Source organism: Mesorhizobium sp. BR1-1-6 (genome assembly GCF_020165355.1).
Taxonomy (GTDB): Bacteria; Pseudomonadota; Alphaproteobacteria; order Rhizobiales; family Rhizobiaceae; genus Mesorhizobium.
Window position 1 is genome coordinate 107,508 of the sequence record NZ_JAIUHZ010000004.1, and the last position, 17,358, is coordinate 124,865.

Below are 17,358 nucleotides of genomic sequence, written 5' to 3' on the forward strand. Positions count from 1 at the left end.
AGGGCGTGCGCAAAGCTACGTCACTTCCTCGGAATGGCTGATATCCACACCATATTCCGCCGCCGCATCGAGCATCGTGTGCCACAGGCTCTCGGCAAAGGTCGCGAAGACCAGAACGTTGAACACCGCCTGTCCGTCCGCCCGATCATTCCCACGCCAGAGCGTGACGCTGGTGTGATCCATCGAGGTTGCGGCGGCAGAGCCGACCGCGAACACACCGGCATGCAGATCGAGCGATGAAAGCTTGGCCAACATCGCCCGCGCCTTGTCACCGGAGATGCTGATCAGCGCCCGCGCATGCGACTGGTCGGACAGCGAAGCCGATCCGGCAAGCAGAGGAGCAAGCGCCTTCATCCCGTGCTTGCCACTCTTCGACAGCACGAAAAACTGATCCGGCCCGGACCAGATCAGCGTGGCGTCCGCAATCCGCACCGCCTTGGGCGCATCCGGACCGGCAATGCCGAAACACGCCGTCGCAGCCCTGGTCAGGTCACCCGCCTTGCCGCGGCGTGCCATCACTTGCACGAGGTCGAAATTGCGGATCTCGGTCAGCGAAACGCCGGTATCGCCCTGCGCGCCACGCGGACCGACGACCAGCGTGCGGTCGAGAGGGCTGCGCGCATCCCAGGTAAATTCAGCCACGCTGGCGCCCTCCATCCGGGTCGTAGAAGACGGGATTGCACAGTTCGACATCATACTCCTCTGCGCGCAGCGGATCGTGCGCGCGCACGGCCTCGCCGATACGCTCGCGACCACGTTCCACGAGAGCAAGCCCGATCCATTGATCCGATGTCGGCGAGAAGCAGACTGAGGTGACATAGCCCTGGTCGTTATCAGGTCCGGGCGTCTGGCCCTTCGGAACGATGTGCGCGCCGGAGCGCAGCCGCCGCGCCTTGTCGGTCGGCTTGATGCCGACGACGACCTGCCGGTCCGGCGCGACCAGTGCCTCGCGCCCGGCCATGACGCGGCCCACAAAATCCTTCTTGGTCGACATCATCTTGCCCAGGCCGAGGTCGGCGGCCGTGGTCGTGCCGTTCAGTTCCGGTCCGGCGACATGGCCCTTTTCGATGCGCATGACGCCAAGAGCCTCGGTGCCGTATGGCGTCACGCCGAACGGCTTGCCGGCCAGCATCAGATTGCGCACGAGCGCCTCGCCATAGCGCGCCGGCACCGAAATTTCGAACGCCATTTCGCCGGAGAAAGAGATGCGGAACAGCCGCGCCTTGATGCCGCCGCGCAGCGCGACTTCGCGTGCACCCATGAAGGGGAAGCCCTCGTTCGACAGGTCCTCGGCCGGCTCGACGATCTCCTTCAGCAGATCACGCGTCTTCGGCCCGGCGACCGAAAACTGCGCCCACTGGTCGGAGACCGAGGTCAGTTGCACATCGAGTTCCGGGAACAGCACCTGCCGGCAGAATTCGAGATGCTGCATCACCAGTCCGGCCTTGGCGGTGGTGGTGGTGAGGAAATAATGATCCTCGGCCAGCCGCGAGGTCGTGCCGTCGTCGTAGACGAACCCGTCCTCGCGCAGCATCAGCCCGTAGCGCGCCTTGCCGACGGCGAGGCTGGAGAAGGTGTTGATGTAGACGCGGTCGAGGAAGGCGCCGGCATCGGGGCCGTGCACGTCGATCTTGCCGAGCGTCGAGACATCGCAGAAGCCGACGCCGGAACGCACCGTCTTGACCTCGCGTGTGACGGATTCCAGCCAGTCCTTCTCGTCCGTGCGCGGATACCATTGCGCGCGCTTCCACAGGCCGGTGTCGACGAAGACGGCACCCTGTTCGGCGGCCCAGTGATGCGAGGGCGTCAGCCTTGTGGCGTGGAAAGTCTCGTCGCGGTGATGGCCGGCAAAGGCGCCGATCGCGACCGGCATATAGGGCGGGCGGTAGATCGTCGTGCCGGTTTCGGGAATGGACTTGCCCGACACCGCAGCCATGATGGCGAGGCCGGCGACGTTGGAGGTCTTGCCCTGGTCGGTCGCCATGCCGAGCGTCGTGTAGCGCTTCAGATGCTCGACCGATTCAAAGCCCTCACGCTGTGCGAGTTCGATGTCGGAAGCTGTGACATCGTGCTGCTGGTCGACGAACGCCTTGCCCTTGCCGGCGACATGCCAGAGCGGCGTCAACGAGAACGCCTCGTCATCGGCAGTCGGCGCTGTGCCGGCCTTGCCGCAGCGCCCGGCGTCGAGCGCGGCCGCCGCGCCTGCTGCAAACCCTCCCGCCAGGCAGGCGCCGAGACCGAACGAGCCATTGGCTGCACCGGCGGCGACCATGCCGGGAGGCGCTCCGTCGGGCACGAAGGCGGCGATGTCGTCGCGCCATTTCGGCCGGCCGCGATGATAGGAGGTGAGCCCGACCGCCGGGTTCCAGCCGCCGGAGACGGCAAGCCCGTCCGCTTCCACTTCGGCTCGCGCGCCGCCGGTGAGAGAGACGGAGATTTTCCTCACACCGTCCTTGCCGCCGTCCGCACGGCTGACGGCGCCATGCAGCACCGGGAAGCCGCTCTTCGAGGCGAGCGAACGATGGGCGGGCGAGACGTCAGGCCGTGCGTCGATGACCGCCGCAATCTGCAAGCCTGCGCCGAGTACTGTCTCGACCGTGCGCCAGCCATCCTCATTGTTGGTGAACAGCGCGATGCGTTTTGCCGGCGCGGCGGCATAGCGCGCGACATAGGTCCGCATGGCCGAAGCCATCATCACGCCGGGCGTATCGTTGCCGGCAAAGACGACCGGCCGCTCGAGGGCGCCGGCCGCGACGACGCAACGCCTGGACACGATGCGCCACATGCGCTGGCGCACCTGGTGCTCGGGCGGCGAGGGCAGATGGTCGTTGACCCGCTCGATCGCGCCATAGGTGCCGCCATCGTAGACGCCGAACAGCGTCGTGCGGGTCATGATGCGGACATCGGGCATTGCCTCGAGTTCCGCCAGGGTTCGCGACAGCCACTCGGCTGCCGGCAGCCCGTCGATCGTGCCGCCATCCGGGAGCAGGCGGCCGCCGGGAATAAAATCCTCTTCGCACAGGATGACGCGGGCGCCGGAGCGGCCGGCGGCAAGGGCCGCCGCAAGCCCGGTCGGGCCGGAGCCGGCGATCAGCACGTCGCAATGCGCCCAGGCCTTGTCATAGTGGTCGGGATCGGCAACGCCGGCGGCGCGGCCGAGGCCTGCGGCGCGGCGGATCGCCGGCTCGTAGATCGCCTCCCAGAATTTGGCCGGCCACATGAAGGTCTTGTAGTAGAAGCCGGCGACGAAGATCGGCGCGAAGAGCTGGTTGACCGACATCACGTCGAAATGGAGCGACGGCCAGCGGTTCTGGCTGGCGGCCTCGAGCCCTTCATAGAGCTCGGCGGTCGTGGCCTTGGTGTTCGGCTCGCGGCGTGCGCCGGTGCGCAGTTCGACCAGCGCGTTGGGCTCTTCCGAGCCGGCGGTCAGAATGCCGCGCGGACGGTGGTATTTGAACGAGCGGCCGACCAGCTTGACGCCGTTGGCGATCAGCGCCGACGCCAGCGTGTCGCCCTCGAAGCCGAAGAACGTCTTGCCATCGAAGCGGAAGCTCAGCGGTGACGAACGATCGACGAGGCCGCCAGTGGAGAGACGATTGGACTGGGAGGAAATCACGATGCAGCCCCATGCACTGGCGTCGCGCTGCCCCTCATCGCCCTGCCGCTTCTTACCCTCCCCCTGGTGGGGAGGGTCGCTGCGAAGCAGCGGGGTGGGGGGGCGGCGCCGCCCCCCCCCCCGCCCCCCCCCGCGGCGCCGACCCCCACCCGGACTTGCGGTCCGACCTCCCCACAAGGGGGAGGTAAAGACGTACCGGCCTTCACCGCGGCGCTGAGCTGGACAGAAAAATTCATTTCGCAACCTGCCTCGCCCCGGCGCCCGCCGCCGGCTCCACGGCCGAAATTTCGTGCGTCAGCGTGTTGCGGGTGACCTTCAGCCACGCTCGGCAGCCGCCGCCGTGGTACCAATTCTCGTCCATCACGCCGGCGACATTGTCGCGCAGGTAAACGTAGTCGAAGACGTCGTCCTCCGAAGCGCCAGCCTCCGGACGCATCGGCTTGGCGTCGCCGAGATAGGTGAACTCGCCGAGGTCGCGTTCGCCGCAGAAGGGACAGGTGATGCGCATGGCAGGGCCTTCAGTGCAGGTTCGGTTGGGCGCCCTGGCCCTTTTCGTCTATCATCGCACCAGACCGGAACCGGTCGAGGCGAAAGCGGGCGGCCTCCTTGTGGGATTGGTCGCGGGCCAGCAGGTGGGCAAAGACGAGGCCTGAGCCCGGCGTCGCCTTGAAGCCGCCATAGCACCAGCCGGCATTGAGGTAGAGCCCGTCGACCGGCGTCTTGTCGATGATCGGCGAACCGTCCATCGACATGTCCATGATGCCGCCCCACTGGCGCAGCAGGCGCACGCGGCCGATCATCGGCATCAGCGCCATGCCGCCTTCGCAGACGTCTTCCATCACAGGCAAATTGCCGCGCTGGGCGTAGGAATTGTAGCCGTCTATGTCGCCGCCGAAGACCAGGCCGCCCTTGTCCGACTGGCTGACGTAGAAATGGCCGGCGCCGAACGTCATCACATTGGGGATGAGCGGCTTGATCGCCTCGGAGACGAAGGCCTGCAGCACATGGCTTTCGATCGGGAGGCGCAGGCCCGCCATCGCGGCGACGCGCGAGGAGGAGCCCGCGACGGCCATGCCGACTTTCCCGGCGCCGACCTTGCCGCGCGAGGTCTCGACGCCGGTCACCTTGCCGTTGGCGTCGCGCACGAAGCCCGTCACTTCGCAATTCTGGATGATGTCGACGCCGAGCGCGCTCGCCGCATGGGCGTAGCCCCAGACCACCGCGTCGTGCCGCGCCGTGCCGCCGCGCCGCTGCAAGAGCCCACCTTGCACGGGAAAGCGCGCATTGTCGAAATTCAGGAACGGCATCATCTTCTTGACCGCGGCAAGGTCGAGCAATTCGGCATCGATGCCGTTGATGCGCATCGTGTTGCCGCGCCGCGCATAGGCGTCGCGCTGCGCGTCGGAGTGATAGAGGTTTATGACGCCGCGCTGGCTGACCATCGTGTTGTAGTTGAGGTCCTGCTCCATCCGCTCCCACAGCTTCATCGATAATTCGTAGAAGCCGGTGTTGCCGGGCAGGCCGTAATTGGAACGGATGATGGTGGTGTTACGGCCGGCATTGCCGGAGCCGATCCAGCCCTTTTCCAGCACGGCCACATTCCTGATGCCGTACTCGCTGGCGAGGAACCAGGCGGTGGCCAGGCCATGGCCGCCGCCGCCGATGATCACCACGTCGTAGCGGTCCTTCGGGCTGGCGTCGCGCCAGGTGCGCTGCCAGTTCTTGTGGCCGGAGAAGGCGGCGCGGGCGAGCGAGAAGATCGAATATTTCATACGTTCATTCCGAGGTCGCTCGCACGCTGCGCCGGTCAGATGTCCAGCGTGTGGTCGCGCTCCCATTGCGTGAAGTGCGAAGCATAGGAATTCCATTCCTGGTGCTTCAGCTTTAGATAAGCCGACGAGAATTCCTCACCCAGCGCCGTCTTGAGCGATTTGTCATTGTCGAATTCGCGCAACGCGTCGAGCAGGTTGAGCGGCAATTTCGGCGCGCCCTCCACCGTGTGACCGTGCTGGTACATATCGATGTCGTAGCGCCTGCCGGGGTCGGCCTTGGAGCGGATGCCGTCGAGGCCGGCGGCGATGATGACGGCTTGCAGCAGATAAGGGTTGGCCGCGCCATCAGGCAGCCGCAGCTCGAAACGGCCGGGGCCGGGCACGCGCACCATGTGGGTGCGGTTGTTGCCGGTCCAGGTCACCGTGTTTGGCGCCCAGGTGGCGCCTGAAATGGTGCGCGGGGCGTTGATGCGCTTGTAGGAGTTGACGGTCGGGTTGGTGATGGCGGCGAGAGCCGAGGCATGTTTCATGATGCCGCCAAGAAAGTTCTTGCCCTTGGCCGACAGGCCGAGCTCCATCGAATTGTCGGCAAAGACATTGGTCTTGCCTGTTTTGTCCCACACCGAGATGTGCGCATGGCAGCCATTGCCGGTCAGTCCCTGGAAGGGCTTGGGCATGAAGGTGGCGCGCAGGCCGTGTTTCTCTGCGATCGACTTGACCATGAACTTGAAGAAAGAATGCTTATCGGCGGTCGCCAGCGCATCGTCGAAGGCCCAGTTCATCTCGAACTGGCCGTTGGCATCCTCGTGGTCGTTCTGGTAGGCGCCCCAGCCGAGCGCCAGCATGTGGTCGCAGATCTCGGCGATGACGTCGTAGCGGCGCATCAACGCTTGCTGGTCGTAGCATGGTTTCGCCGCCGTATCATATTCGTCGGAGATCGTTTTGCCGTCGGGCGAGATCAGGAAGAATTCCGCCTCGACGCCGGTCTTGACATGCATGCCGTCGTTAGCGGCTTCCGCGATCAGTCGCTTAAGCGTGTTGCGCGGTGCCTGGTCGACCTCCTTGTCGTCCATGATGCAGTTGGCGGCGACCCAGGCGACGTCAGGCTTCCAGGGCAGCTGGATAACCGAATTCGGATCCGGCACCGCCAGCATGTCGGGATGTGCCGGCGTGAGGTCGAGCGAGGTAGCGAAACCGGCGAAGCCGGCGCCATCCTTCTGCATATCTGATATCGCCTGCGCCGGCACCAGCTTGGCGCGTTGCCCGCTGAACAGGTCGGTGTAGGAGATCATGAAATATTTGACGTTTTTCGCCCTTGCGAACTCTGCAAGATCAACTGTCACGGAAGTTCCCCATTTTTTGTCGATTGTTGGCCCTAGAGCATATGGCCTTCGGCCCTTTGTTGATCAGAAGCCGTTCTTCCCCGGTATCCAGTTGGTGCCGGCCAGCGGCACGCCGGCCATCGCGGCGGCCTCGATCGTGAGCGCGACGAGATCCTCGGGTTCGAGATTGTGCAGGCTGTTCTTGCCGCAAGCGCGGGCGATGGTCTGCGCCTCCAGCGTCATCACCTTGAGATAGTTCGCCAGCCGGCGGCCGGCGGCCACCGGATCGACCCGCTTCATCAGTTCGGGATCCTGCGTGGTGATGCCGGCCGGGTCGCGGCCCTCGTGCCAATCGTCATAGGCGCCTGATGTGGTGCCGAGCTCGTTGTACTCCGCCTCCCAGCGGGGATCGTTGTCGCCGAGCGCGACAAGGGCAGCCGTGCCGATGGAGACCGCGTCGACGCCGAGCGCCAGCGCCTTGGCGACATCGGCGCCGTTGCGGATGCCGCCCGAGACGATCAGCTGCACCTTGCGATGCATGCCGAGATCCTGCAGCGCCTGCACCGCCGGCCTGATGCAAGCGAGCGTCGGCTGGCCGACATTCTCGATGAACACTTCCTGCGTCGCCGCCGTGCCGCCCTGCATGCCGTCGACGACGACGACGTCGGCGCCGGCCTTCACCGCCAGCGCTGTGTCGTAATAGGGGCGGGCGCCGCCGACCTTGACGTAAATCGGCTTTTCCCAGTCGGTGATTTCGCGCAGTTCGAGAATCTTGATCTCGAGATCGTCCGGCCCGGTCCAGTCGGGATGGCGCGAGGCCGAGCGCTGGTCGATGCCCTTGGGCAGCGTGCGCATCTCGGCGACGCGATCGGAGATCTTCTGGCCGAGCAGCATGCCGCCGCCGCCGGGCTTGGCGCCCTGGCCGACGACGACCTCGATGGCATCAGCGCGGCGCAGGTCGCGCAGATTCATGCCATAGCGCGACGGCAGATATTGATAGACGAGCTGCTTGGAATGGCCGCGCTCTTCCTCGGTCATGCCGCCGTCGCCGGTCGTGGTCGAGGTGCCCGACAGCGTCGCGCCGCGCCCGAGCGCTTCCTTGGCCGGGCCCGACAGCGAGCCGAAGCTCATGCCAGCAACGGTGATCGGGATTTTCAGCTCGATCGGCTTCTTGGCATGGCGTGAGCCCAACACGACTGATGTGTCGCAGCGCTCGCGATAGCCTTCGAGCGGATAGCGCGAGATCGATGCGCCCAGGAACAGAAGGTCGTCGAAATGCGGCAGCTTGCGCTTGGCGCCGGCGCCCCGGATGTCATAGATGCCGGTGGCCGCGGCGCGGCGGATCTCGGAAAGCGTGTAGTCGTCGAAAGTCGCGGATTTGCGCGGCGTCGTCGGCGGGTTGCGATAGGTCATGCTGCCTCAATACGCGTCGGCGTTGTCGATATTGAAATTGTATAGCGTGCGCGCCGAGCCGTAGCGCTTGAATTCAGACGGCTTGACACCGGTGACGCCGGCACGATCGAGCAGGCCCTGCAGCAGTTCCAGGTGTTCGGGCCGCATTTCCTTGGCGATGCAGTCGGCGCCCAGGCTGTCGACCTTGCCGCGCACGAACAGCCGTGCCTCGTAGATGGAATCGCCGAGCGCGTCGCCGGCATCGCCCAGCACCACCAGATTGCCGGACTGCGCCATGAAGGCCGACATATGGCCGATATTGCCGTGCACGACGATGTCGATGCCTTTCATCGAAATGCCGCACCGCGAGGACGCATTGCCCTCGATGACGAGCAGCCCGCCCTTGCCGGTGGCGCCGGCATACTGGCTGGCGTCGCCTTTGACTGTTATCGACCCCGACATCATGTTTTCGCCGACGCCGGGTCCCGCCGAACCATGCACGGTGATGGCACTGCCGGAATTCATGCCGCCACAGTAATAGCCGACGCTGCCGCGCACATCGATGCTGACCGGCTGGTCGACGCCGACGGCGACCGAATGGCTGCCCTTCGGGTTCAACACTTCCCAGGCGGTCTCGTTCGAGCCTGGCGTCAGATTGTGCAGTGCCTGGTTGAGCTCGCGCAACGACATCTGGTCCAGGTCGAACACCCGGGAGGCATGGTCGCTCGCCGCCGCGGTTGAAAGTTTTGTTGCCGGCATGAACTCAATGCTCCCAGAAATAGACGGTTGCGGGTTCCGGTTCCCAGACTCTCGCATTGTCTATGCCGGGCAGTTTGGTCAGCGCGCGATATTCCGAGCCGAAGGCGACATACTGGTCCGTTTCGGCCATCACGGCGGGCTTGCAGGCGATCGGGTCGCGCACCACGCCGAAGCCGTTCTTGGTGCCGACGACGAAGGTGAAGAAACCGTCGAGATCTGAGAGGGTGCCCTTCAGCGCCTCGCCGAGGTTCTTGCCATGCGCCATCTGGGAGGAGAGATAGGCGGCCGCCACTTCGGTGTCGTTCTCGGTCTCGAATTTCATGCCTTCGCGGACCAGTTCGCGGCGAACGTTGTTGTGGTTGGACAGCGAGCCATTGTGCACCAGGCACTGGTCGGCGCCGGTCGAGAACGGATGCGCGCCCATCGTCGTCACCGCCGATTCCGTCGCCATGCGGGTGTGCCCGATGCCATGCGTTCCGGTCATCCCACGGATGTCGAAGCGGTCGACCACAGCCTCGGGCAAGCCGACTTCCTTGTATATTTCCACGGCTTCGCCGGCACCCATGATGCGGATGTCGGGCCTGAGCGACTGGATGGTCTCACGCGCGGCATCGACCTTTTCGGGCGTGGTCCTGATGACGGCATGCGTCGATTTTACCATGACGCTCACCGGCACGCCGAGCGCCTTGGTGAGTTCGGCGTCCAGTCCACGGAAATCACGCTCCGGCCTCGGCGACTGGATGGTGATCTTGGCCTCGTTGCGGGACGGCGCGCCATAGATCGCGATGCCGGCGCTGTCGGGTCCGCGATCGCTGAGCGATACCAGCATCTGCGACAACATCGCACCGAGCTGCGGCTCCAGCGCTTTGTCCTTGAGGAAAAGTCCAACGATTCCGCACATGCCAGCCTCCAGACCCTTTGTAGCTAAAAAATGATGTATCGAATGAGTTCGGGGAATTCAATTGGTATGAAAAAAATATTCCTCTCGTTACGCGTTGTGTTTTGTCCCATCCGGCGGCCCATCGCCTTGTCGGCGCATGGAATGGGCCCATTTGGCGGTCCGGATACGAGCCATTTTGTAGGCGTCGAGGATCGACAGCGCATAGATCAGGAAGCCGCCGGCGTGGCGGCCGACAAAGCTGGCGTCGGGCGGGGCGATCTTCGCCGTCACCCAGGCCAGGATGACCATGAAGAAAAGAAACTGCAGGCCGCGCGTCGGAACGCCCAGCATGACGTGGCCGCTGCCCGGCAGCAGGGTTGCCGCGCCCAGGACGATATATGGGCTGGTAGGTCCGGGCGAGGGGGTTGCGCCGGTCATGCCGCTTTCCGTTCGTTCCTGTTGATCGCGTCGCGCAGTCCCGAAAGGGATACGAGCAGCCGCGAGATCAGCGCCGGGTCGATTTGCGCGTCACCGAAAGCGGCTTGCCGGAAGACACCGTAGCGGGCCCGCTCGGCTTCGGCCAGCAGCCAGACGATACGCACACCCTTTGGCGTGATCAGTAGCTCCTTGGCGCGTCCTTCTGAAAAGGGCTCCAGATGGTCGGCGATGATGTTTTGCGGGAAGCGCACGCCTCTGCGGTCCGTTCGAAGCACCGCCTCGGCGGGAAAGCCGGGCGCCTTCGGCAGCGTGTGGTCGAGATGGTCGAAATTGGAGAATGTCGTCGGCGAGCCCGGCCGCATCATCATGTCGAACGTGCCGGGCACGGCTGTTTTCTCCGTTATCGATACGCTGAGCCAGCGCGCCGGCAGCTTTCTCGTCGCCAGCGTGTCGACGATGGTGCGCAACTGCACGCGCTGGCCATTCCACGAGCCTTCCCAGGTGATGACGCCGGCAGTACCGTCCGAGACATCTTCGGCGTCGGCAATGACGGCGCGGATGCTGGCCTGGTCGGCGGCGCGCGCCACGGCAGCCCTGTTGCGGCTGCGGCGTGCCAGCCAGGCAAAGTGCAGGACGAGAGCCAGGACAGCCGCCCCGGCAAGCAGTGCTGACGTCACCTCGGACATTTCGTCATGCCAGGCCCGCCCAATTCGGACGGGCCTACTCCCATCAATAGCCCTGCGGTTTCGGCCACGGCATGGTGAACTGGTCGCCGCGCCGCACGAATTTGTAGCGATAGAAATGGAACCACAGCGAGATCAGGAAATAGAACGCGACCATGGCAATGAGCTGCGAGCCGAAGCCGAGGAAGATCGCGAAGAAGGTGACCACGCACAGGCAGAACAAGACGATCGCCGGCAGCGGGTGGAAGGGATGCGTGTAGCCGCGGCGGATCGAACCCAGAGGCCACTTCTTCCGGAACATCATGATGTTGATGCTCATGAACGTATATTGCAGCACGCCGGACAGGATCGAGAAGGTGATTGCCTGGTTGAGGTCGGCGATAAAGGCGAAGGCGAGCGCGATCGGAAGCAGGAACAGGATCGAGCGGTAGGGCGTGCGGTATCTCGGGTGCACCGCCGAGAACCAGCTCGGCAGGTAGCGATCGCGGCCGAGCGAGAACCAGGCGCGCGCCGCGTCGTTGATGCAGCCATTGGCGGACGCCAGTGCGGCAAGCAGCGTGGCGATGAACAGCAGGTTTTCCAGCAGCGGGTTGCCGGTCAGCTTGCCGGCGTCCCACAGCGGATAATAAGTGATGCCGAGATATTCCCAGGGCATCAGCGAGGCGCAGACATACCAGGTCATGGCGGCGGCGATCAGAAGCGTGATCATGCCGGCCATCGTGCCATAAGGCAGCGAGCGCGCGGGCGAGCGCACTTCCTCGGCCGCCTGCGTGGTGCCCTCGATGCCGAGATAGTACCAGATGCCGAACTGGAAAGCGGCGATGACGCCGATCCAGCCATAGGGCAGCGCATTGTCCGGGGTGACCAATTCGTTGAGCTTCAGCACCGCGCCTTGCGTCCACGGGCTGACCGAGAAGAACAGGATGACGATGGAGATATAGGCGATCGCGGTGATGACGAAGTTGACGTTGAGCGTCATCAGCACGCCGCGATAGTTGAGCCATGCCAGGACGACGATGGTGGCGGCGATGAAGGAGTTGTGGGTGAGACCCTCGACGCCCGCCTTGGCGACGATCGTGTCGCCGAGCAGGATGGCGTCCGACACTTCGAGCATCGTGTAGGCAAAGACCAGGAACAGCGCGACGTTGAAGGCCATCAGCGGCCCGACGATGTGCTTGGCCTGCGCATATTGGCCGCCCGCGGCGGCGACCGTCGACGTCACTTCGGAATCGATCATGGCGACCGAGGTATAGAGCAGCCCGACGACCCAGCAGACAATCAGCGCGGCAAGCGCGCCGCCCTTGTCGGCGGAGAAATTCCAGCCGGTGAACTCGCCGACCAGGACGATGCCCACACCCAACGCCCAGACATGGGCCGGGCCAAGCACCCGAAGCAGCGAGACCCTGTCGCCATTTGTTGCCGAACCCGCAGTTTCAACCACGACCGTCATCGATCAATCCCCACTCAGATCCGGTGTTTTTCGGAAGCGGCTTCAAGTTCGCCTTCGCGCGAGGACGTCAGCATATCCTCGGAGTAGGTCGTATCGACCTTGAACCAATCGTAGAGCATCCACAGCGCAAGCACGATCGAGATGCCCCAGCATGCGTAAGAGAGTACTATCCACATGGTCTGTCCCCGGATTATTTCTCGTCGAACTTCTCGTTGATGACGTCGCGATATTCACGGTCGGATGCCCGGAACAGGAACACGAAATAACCGATCAACACGGCTGCCATGACAACCAGCGTCGGCCAGTCGATGATGTAGTGGAAACGATTCTGGATGATGTCGTGCGCGGTCTCGGGCGTATAGCCGAGCCTTTCCCAGATCGAGGCCATGGTCGGGTTCTGGCCGAGCGCCTCCCAAGTCTTGGCGTCGAGCGCATCGATGGACTTGGCTGCTCCCGCCAATCCCAGTTTCAGCGGCAGCCACAGCGCCACGAAGATGGCGACCACGACGACGGCGATATCGAAGACCTGCCCGGCCTTGCTCTGTTGCGGCGGCGTGTAGCGGGACATGCTTCTCTCCCCTCTCAGGATTTGCGGTTGCGGTCGTAATTCTTGATGTCGAGCCCGTAGATGAACTCCTTGTCTTCCTTGTAGTGGTTGACCATGGCCAGGATCGCCGCCGTGTTGAAGATCAGCACCGCGGCGGCGGCAATCGCGACGACGGCCTTGATGCCGTCATGCGGGATATGCGGCCATGTCATGAAGAGGACGAAGAGGATCGTCGCCCACAGGCAGACGATCAGGAGCGCGGATCCGCGCAAGTCGGAACGGTACAGCGCCTCGATGCGCTGCTGCAGGTCTGACATCGGTTTTCCCCTTTTTCGACGTCCGGTTCCGAATCCACCGCCCGCCGTTCTCTTTCAAGAGAGTGAAATTTTTTTCATAAATTCAGACCGAATTCGGAAATTGTCAAGGCGAATTTACGCAGAGTTAACCGCCTTGTTCGGATGACGAATTTTGCCTGACAATGAAATTATTTGCTTTCAGGGGATTGCAGGCCCCACGCGTTTGCGATCAATATTCGCTCAAAGCTCCAGCCCGCGCGCACAGGAGCAGGGAACATAATCAAAATATCGAACGGAGGATCGGATGACGGCATCCTGGAGATTTTCAACCCTGGCGGATCGCCATCGCGCGCTGGGTTCGAAACTCGAAGACTGGAGCGGCATGGGCACCGCCTGGACCTACGACAAGGATGCCGACGAGGAATACATCGCTATCCGCACCAAAGCCGGGCTGATGGATGTCTCGGGCCTGAAGAAGGTCCACATCACAGGCCCGCACGCCTCGCACCTCATCGATCTCGCCACCACGCGCGACGTCGAAAAAATCTATCCCGGCAAATCGGCCTATGCCTGCATGCTCAACGAGGCGGGAAAATTCACCGACGACTGCATCCTCTACCGCACCGGGCCGAATAGCTGGATGGTGGTGCATGGCTCGGGAACCGGACATGAGGAGTTGCAGCGGGCGGCGATGGGCAGGGACGTGTCGCTGCGCTTCGACGACAATCTGCACGACCTCTCGCTGCAGGGGCCGGCGGCGGTCGACTATCTTGCCAGGCACGTGCCGGGCATTCGCGACCTCAACTATTTCCATCACATGCAGACGCAGCTCTTCGGTTTTCCGGTGATGATCTCGCGCACCGGCTATACCGGCGAGCGCGGCTATGAAATCTTCTGCCGCGGCCAGGATGCCGGCACGATCTGGGACAGGATCCTCGACGAGGGCAAGAGCGCCGGCATCATCCCGTGCCGCTTCACCACGCTCGACATGCTGCGCGTCGAGAGCTATCTCCTGTTCTATCCCTACGACAATTCGCAGAAATATCCGTTCGAGAATGAAGGCCCCGGCGACACGCTGTGGGAACTCGGCCTCGACTTCACCGTCAGCCCGGGCAAGACCGGCTTTCGCGGCGCCGAGGAGCACTACCGTCTCAAGGGCAAGGAGCGCTTCAAGATCTATGGCGTGTTGCTCGACGGCAAGGAGCCGGCCGACGAGGGCGCCCCGGTCTATCGCGATGGGAAGAAAGTCGGCGTCGTCACCTGCGCCATGTATTCGCCGCTCGTCGAGAAATCGATGGGCATCGCCCGCCTCGACGTCGACTGCGCCGTCAAGGACACAAGGCTCGAGATCCGCAACAGGAGCGGATCGATCAAGGCGACGGCGCAGCCATTGCCGTTCGACGACCCAAAGAAGACCAAGCGCACGGCGAAAGGCTGAGGCATAGTCGAAGGCGAGGGTTCGAGGCACGAAGCAGAGAATGGCAGCCAAGTCGATCATCAGCCGGCCCGTCTACGGAACCTTGTCTCCGCAGCCCGGCAAGCACCATCTTTTCATCGCCGATGCCGAGGGTGCGCTCGCGATAGCGGACATGGCCAAAACGGCTCCGGACGGGTTCTTCGACGGTGCCGAGATCGTCTTCATTCCCGGGCCGGACGACAGGCAAGTCGCCGCTCTCGAAGCGCTGAAACCGGCGCGCTTCCACCAGGCGCCGTCCTTCGCCAGTCTGCTGCCGCGGCTGAAACAGACGCTTGATAACGCGCATATGGGCCTGCGCCTCTATCTCGCCGGTACCGAAGGGCTGATCGGCCAGGCCATGCAGGTGGCGCTCGATGCCGGCATCGACCACACCGCGATCCAGACCGAACATCGCGGCTCGCTGGCGCGCCGCGTGCAGTGCGTGCATTGCAAGGGCATCACCGAGAATGTAACGACGCAACCCGCCACCTGCTCGCATTGCGGCCTGCTACTTCTGGTACGCGACCACTATTCGCGGCGGCTGGCGGCGTTCCAGGGCGTCTGCATCAATGCCGAGGATCGCAGCGAAATTCCTCCGTTCGAGGAGGTCTTCCGATGAGCACCGGCACCACCAAGCTCGACGTCGTCGTCAGCGATGTTGTGCCCGTCAACGAGCTGGTCACCCGCTTTCATTTCCGCCGCCGCGACGGCGAGCTGTTGCCGACCTTTTCAGGCGGCGCCCATGTCGTGGTCGAGATGCGCGACGGCGACCGCACAAGGCTCAATCCCTATTCGCTGATGGGCTCGCCGCTCGACACGCGCGAATACACGATCTCGATACGTCGCGACGATGTCGGCCGGGGCGGCTCGCTTTTCATGCACCGGAGCGTCAAGCCCGGCCTGGAGATGGTGATCTCCTATCCAGTCAATCTGTTCTCACTCGATCTCCGGGCGAAGAAACATTTGATGCTGGCGGGCGGCATCGGCATCACGCCCTTCATGGCCCAGACCGCGCAGTTGGCAGGCGAGGGCGGCAATTTCGAACTGCACTACACCTGCCGCACGGCTTCGCTCGGCACCTATGCCGATGTGCTGCAACAGCGCTACGGCCGCCGGGTCCGGCTCTATCACGACGACCGCGGGGAACGCATAGACCTCGACCGGCTGCTGTCGTCGCAGCCGCTCGGCACGCATCTCTATGTCTGCGGTCCGGCAGGCATGATCGGCTGGGTGCGCGAGCGCGCCGCCGCGCTTGGCTGGCCACCGGAGACCGTGCATTTCGAGCATTTCGCGGCGCCGCAACCGGGATTGCCCTTCGATGTGACGCTGGCCGTCAGCGGCAAGAGCATCCGGGTCGGCGAGCAGCAGAGCCTGCTCGAGGCGATCGAGGCGGCCGGCGTCGATCCGCCCTATCTCTGCCGCGGCGGCGTTTGCGGCCAATGCGAAACCAACGTCATCGCGTCCGACGGCAAGTTCATCCACAACGACCATTGGCTGAGCGAGGAAGATCATCGCTCCGGCTGCAAGATCATGCCGTGCGTGTCGCGCTTCGAAGGCAAATCGCTGGTCTTGGAAAGATAGGAGGCGAGCTTGGGCATCACCTTTCGCAAGGAAACGTTTCGCGACGACTTCACCTTCAGGAACAGCCCTGAGCACATCAGGCGGTTCCCGTTTCCGTTCCATGAAGACAGCTACATGTATGCGGTCAACATCGAGCCGCATGTCGTCGGTCCGAAGGGCAGCGTGCTGGAAAACCTGATAGATGTCGATGAGCACTATGTCGCCGAGATGCAGGACCGCGCTCTGGTCCTGGCCGAGGATCCGTTGCGCTGCCAGTCGCTGCCGCACATGACGCTCGCCGGCTGGGATCTGCTCGAACTTCTGATGGAGCAGCAGGCGCTGGGCTATCCCGAGCATTTCACGCTGACCCGAGACGGCGATCGCTGGCGCTGGATCAACCGGCCGCTCGGCATCGACGACACCTTCACCTTCGGCGACACAACGACGCTGCCTTACGGGCCGATGGAGTACATCACCCGCCAGAGCCAGGGCGATTTCTGCATCCTCGATCAGCGCGACGGCAATCTTTGGATGGATGCCGGAATGGTCACCACCCAGGCCGACTGGTCGCTCGATTTTGACATCGGCATGAACTTCTTCGAGTGGCACGCGCCGGTACCGCTGGCACATGAAAAGGGGATTTTCGTCAGGGCGCTGAAGTTCCTCATCAACATCCAGCAGGGCAAGCCGGCGCGTCGCCTGAACTGGACCATGACCGTCAATCCGCGCCTCGACACCAGCCCCGAGAATTATCACAAATGGGGCCCGGACCGGGCGACGGTGACGCCCGACAATGTCGGCGACAAGGTGCATCTGCGCGTCGAGTTGCAGAGCTTCTGGCGCCTGCCGCGCTCCAACGCCATCGTCTTCCCGATCCGCTGCTACCTGATCAAGATGGACGAGCTGGTGACGCAACCGAAATGGGCGCGCCGCCTGCACCGCGTCGTCCGCGACCTGCCCGAGGAGCTTGCCACCTACAAGGGGCTGACGCGCTACCGCCCGACACTGGTCGAGTGGCTGTCGAAATTGGATGATGGCAGTGCGACGAGCCCGGGATTCGGGCCGGATTGATTGACGCTGCCCTCCAAGCAGCCAATCTCCCCCCAAGAGGGGGAGATGCCCGGCAGGGCAGAGGGGGGCGCCGTGGAGCGCAGGCCTTGCCCAATGTCCAACCTCTAACGCTCCGC

The 17,358-nt window shown here is 63.8% G+C and carries 18 protein-coding genes; 4 read left to right on the top strand and 14 right to left on the bottom strand.

Annotated elements, in window-relative coordinates; genetic code table 11:
• Positions 1-15: 15 nt before the first annotated feature.
• The 14 genes from LB545_RS10485 to LB545_RS10550 all read right to left on the bottom strand — a co-directional run bounded on the left by LB545_RS10485 (position 16) and on the right by LB545_RS10550 (position 13,176).
• The gene (locus tag LB545_RS10485) at positions 16-642 is read right to left on the bottom strand and encodes a sarcosine oxidase subunit gamma (protein WP_224704997.1); all 627 of its coding nucleotides are present in this window, start codon (positions 640-642) and stop codon (positions 16-18) included.
• Complete coding sequence (locus tag LB545_RS10490; protein ID WP_411971079.1) at positions 635-3,613, bottom strand: sarcosine oxidase subunit alpha; 2,979 nt, start codon at positions 3,611-3,613, stop codon at positions 635-637. Before LB545_RS10490 ends, LB545_RS10485 begins: the two co-directional genes overlap by 8 nt.
• A gap of 235 nt (positions 3,614-3,848) precedes the next feature.
• The gene (locus LB545_RS10495; protein ID WP_140520863.1) at positions 3,849-4,124 is read right to left on the bottom strand and encodes a sarcosine oxidase subunit delta; all 276 of its coding nucleotides are present in this window, start codon (positions 4,122-4,124) and stop codon (positions 3,849-3,851) included.
• Between the two features lie 10 nt (positions 4,125-4,134).
• Positions 4,135-5,388 (bottom strand): sarcosine oxidase subunit beta family protein, encoded by a 1,254-nt coding sequence (locus LB545_RS10500; RefSeq protein WP_224704999.1) that lies wholly within the window; start codon positions 5,386-5,388, stop codon positions 4,135-4,137.
• Positions 5,389-5,423: 35 nt separating this feature from the next.
• Positions 5,424-6,731: a type III glutamate--ammonia ligase gene (gene glnT / locus LB545_RS10505; RefSeq protein WP_140497861.1), complete on the bottom strand. Its 1,308-nt coding sequence runs from the start codon at positions 6,729-6,731 to the stop codon at positions 5,424-5,426.
• 63 nt (positions 6,732-6,794) lie between these two features.
• Positions 6,795-8,123, bottom strand: coding sequence for an FMN-binding glutamate synthase family protein (locus LB545_RS10510; protein WP_140514697.1), 1,329 nt, complete (start codon positions 8,121-8,123; stop codon positions 6,795-6,797).
• 6 nt (positions 8,124-8,129) lie between these two features.
• Positions 8,130-8,861 (bottom strand): GXGXG domain-containing protein, encoded by a 732-nt coding sequence (locus LB545_RS10515; protein ID WP_140551135.1) that lies wholly within the window; start codon positions 8,859-8,861, stop codon positions 8,130-8,132.
• Between the two features lie 4 nt (positions 8,862-8,865).
• On the bottom strand, positions 8,866-9,762 hold the full coding sequence (locus tag LB545_RS10520) for a class II glutamine amidotransferase (protein ID WP_140685240.1): 897 nt from the start codon (positions 9,760-9,762) through the stop codon (positions 8,866-8,868).
• Positions 9,763-9,849: 87 nt separating this feature from the next.
• Positions 9,850-10,179 (bottom strand): hypothetical protein, encoded by a 330-nt coding sequence (locus LB545_RS10525; protein WP_140497867.1) that lies wholly within the window; start codon positions 10,177-10,179, stop codon positions 9,850-9,852.
• Positions 10,176-10,865 (bottom strand): hypothetical protein, encoded by a 690-nt coding sequence (locus LB545_RS10530; protein ID WP_181170958.1) that lies wholly within the window; start codon positions 10,863-10,865, stop codon positions 10,176-10,178. The genes LB545_RS10525 and LB545_RS10530 overlap by 4 nt, the downstream gene beginning before the upstream one ends.
• 43 nt (positions 10,866-10,908) lie before the next feature.
• Positions 10,909-12,312 (bottom strand): APC family permease, encoded by a 1,404-nt coding sequence (locus LB545_RS10535; RefSeq protein ID WP_140514701.1) that lies wholly within the window; start codon positions 12,310-12,312, stop codon positions 10,909-10,911.
• A gap of 14 nt (positions 12,313-12,326) precedes the next feature.
• Positions 12,327-12,488, bottom strand: coding sequence for a hypothetical protein (locus tag LB545_RS10540; RefSeq protein WP_140514703.1), 162 nt, complete (start codon positions 12,486-12,488; stop codon positions 12,327-12,329).
• 14 nt (positions 12,489-12,502) lie between these two features.
• Positions 12,503-12,880, bottom strand: a complete 378-nt coding sequence (locus LB545_RS10545; protein ID WP_140497873.1) for a hypothetical protein — start codon at positions 12,878-12,880, stop codon at positions 12,503-12,505.
• A gap of 14 nt (positions 12,881-12,894) precedes the next feature.
• Positions 12,895-13,176: a hypothetical protein gene (locus tag LB545_RS10550; RefSeq protein ID WP_140514705.1), complete on the bottom strand. Its 282-nt coding sequence runs from the start codon at positions 13,174-13,176 to the stop codon at positions 12,895-12,897.
• A 283-nt stretch (positions 13,177-13,459) separates the two neighbouring features.
• Between LB545_RS10550 and LB545_RS10555 the strand changes: the two genes are divergently transcribed.
• Genes LB545_RS10555 through LB545_RS10570 form a run of 4 tightly spaced genes read left to right on the top strand, consistent with a single transcriptional unit; the run spans position 13,460 to position 17,242 of the window.
• A complete protein-coding gene (locus LB545_RS10555; RefSeq protein WP_140497877.1) occupies positions 13,460-14,593 on the top strand; it encodes an aminomethyltransferase family protein in 1,134 nt (377 codons plus the stop codon).
• Between the two features lie 40 nt (positions 14,594-14,633).
• On the top strand, positions 14,634-15,230 hold the full coding sequence (locus LB545_RS10560) for a dimethylamine monooxygenase subunit DmmA family protein (RefSeq protein ID WP_140497879.1): 597 nt from the start codon (positions 14,634-14,636) through the stop codon (positions 15,228-15,230).
• Positions 15,227-16,192, top strand: coding sequence for a PDR/VanB family oxidoreductase (locus LB545_RS10565; RefSeq protein ID WP_140497881.1), 966 nt, complete (start codon positions 15,227-15,229; stop codon positions 16,190-16,192). Before LB545_RS10560 ends, LB545_RS10565 begins: the two co-directional genes overlap by 4 nt.
• Positions 16,193-16,201: 9 nt before the next feature.
• Positions 16,202-17,242 (top strand): heme-dependent oxidative N-demethylase family protein, encoded by a 1,041-nt coding sequence (locus LB545_RS10570; protein WP_140497883.1) that lies wholly within the window; start codon positions 16,202-16,204, stop codon positions 17,240-17,242.
• The last annotated feature ends 116 nt before the right edge of the window (positions 17,243-17,358 follow it).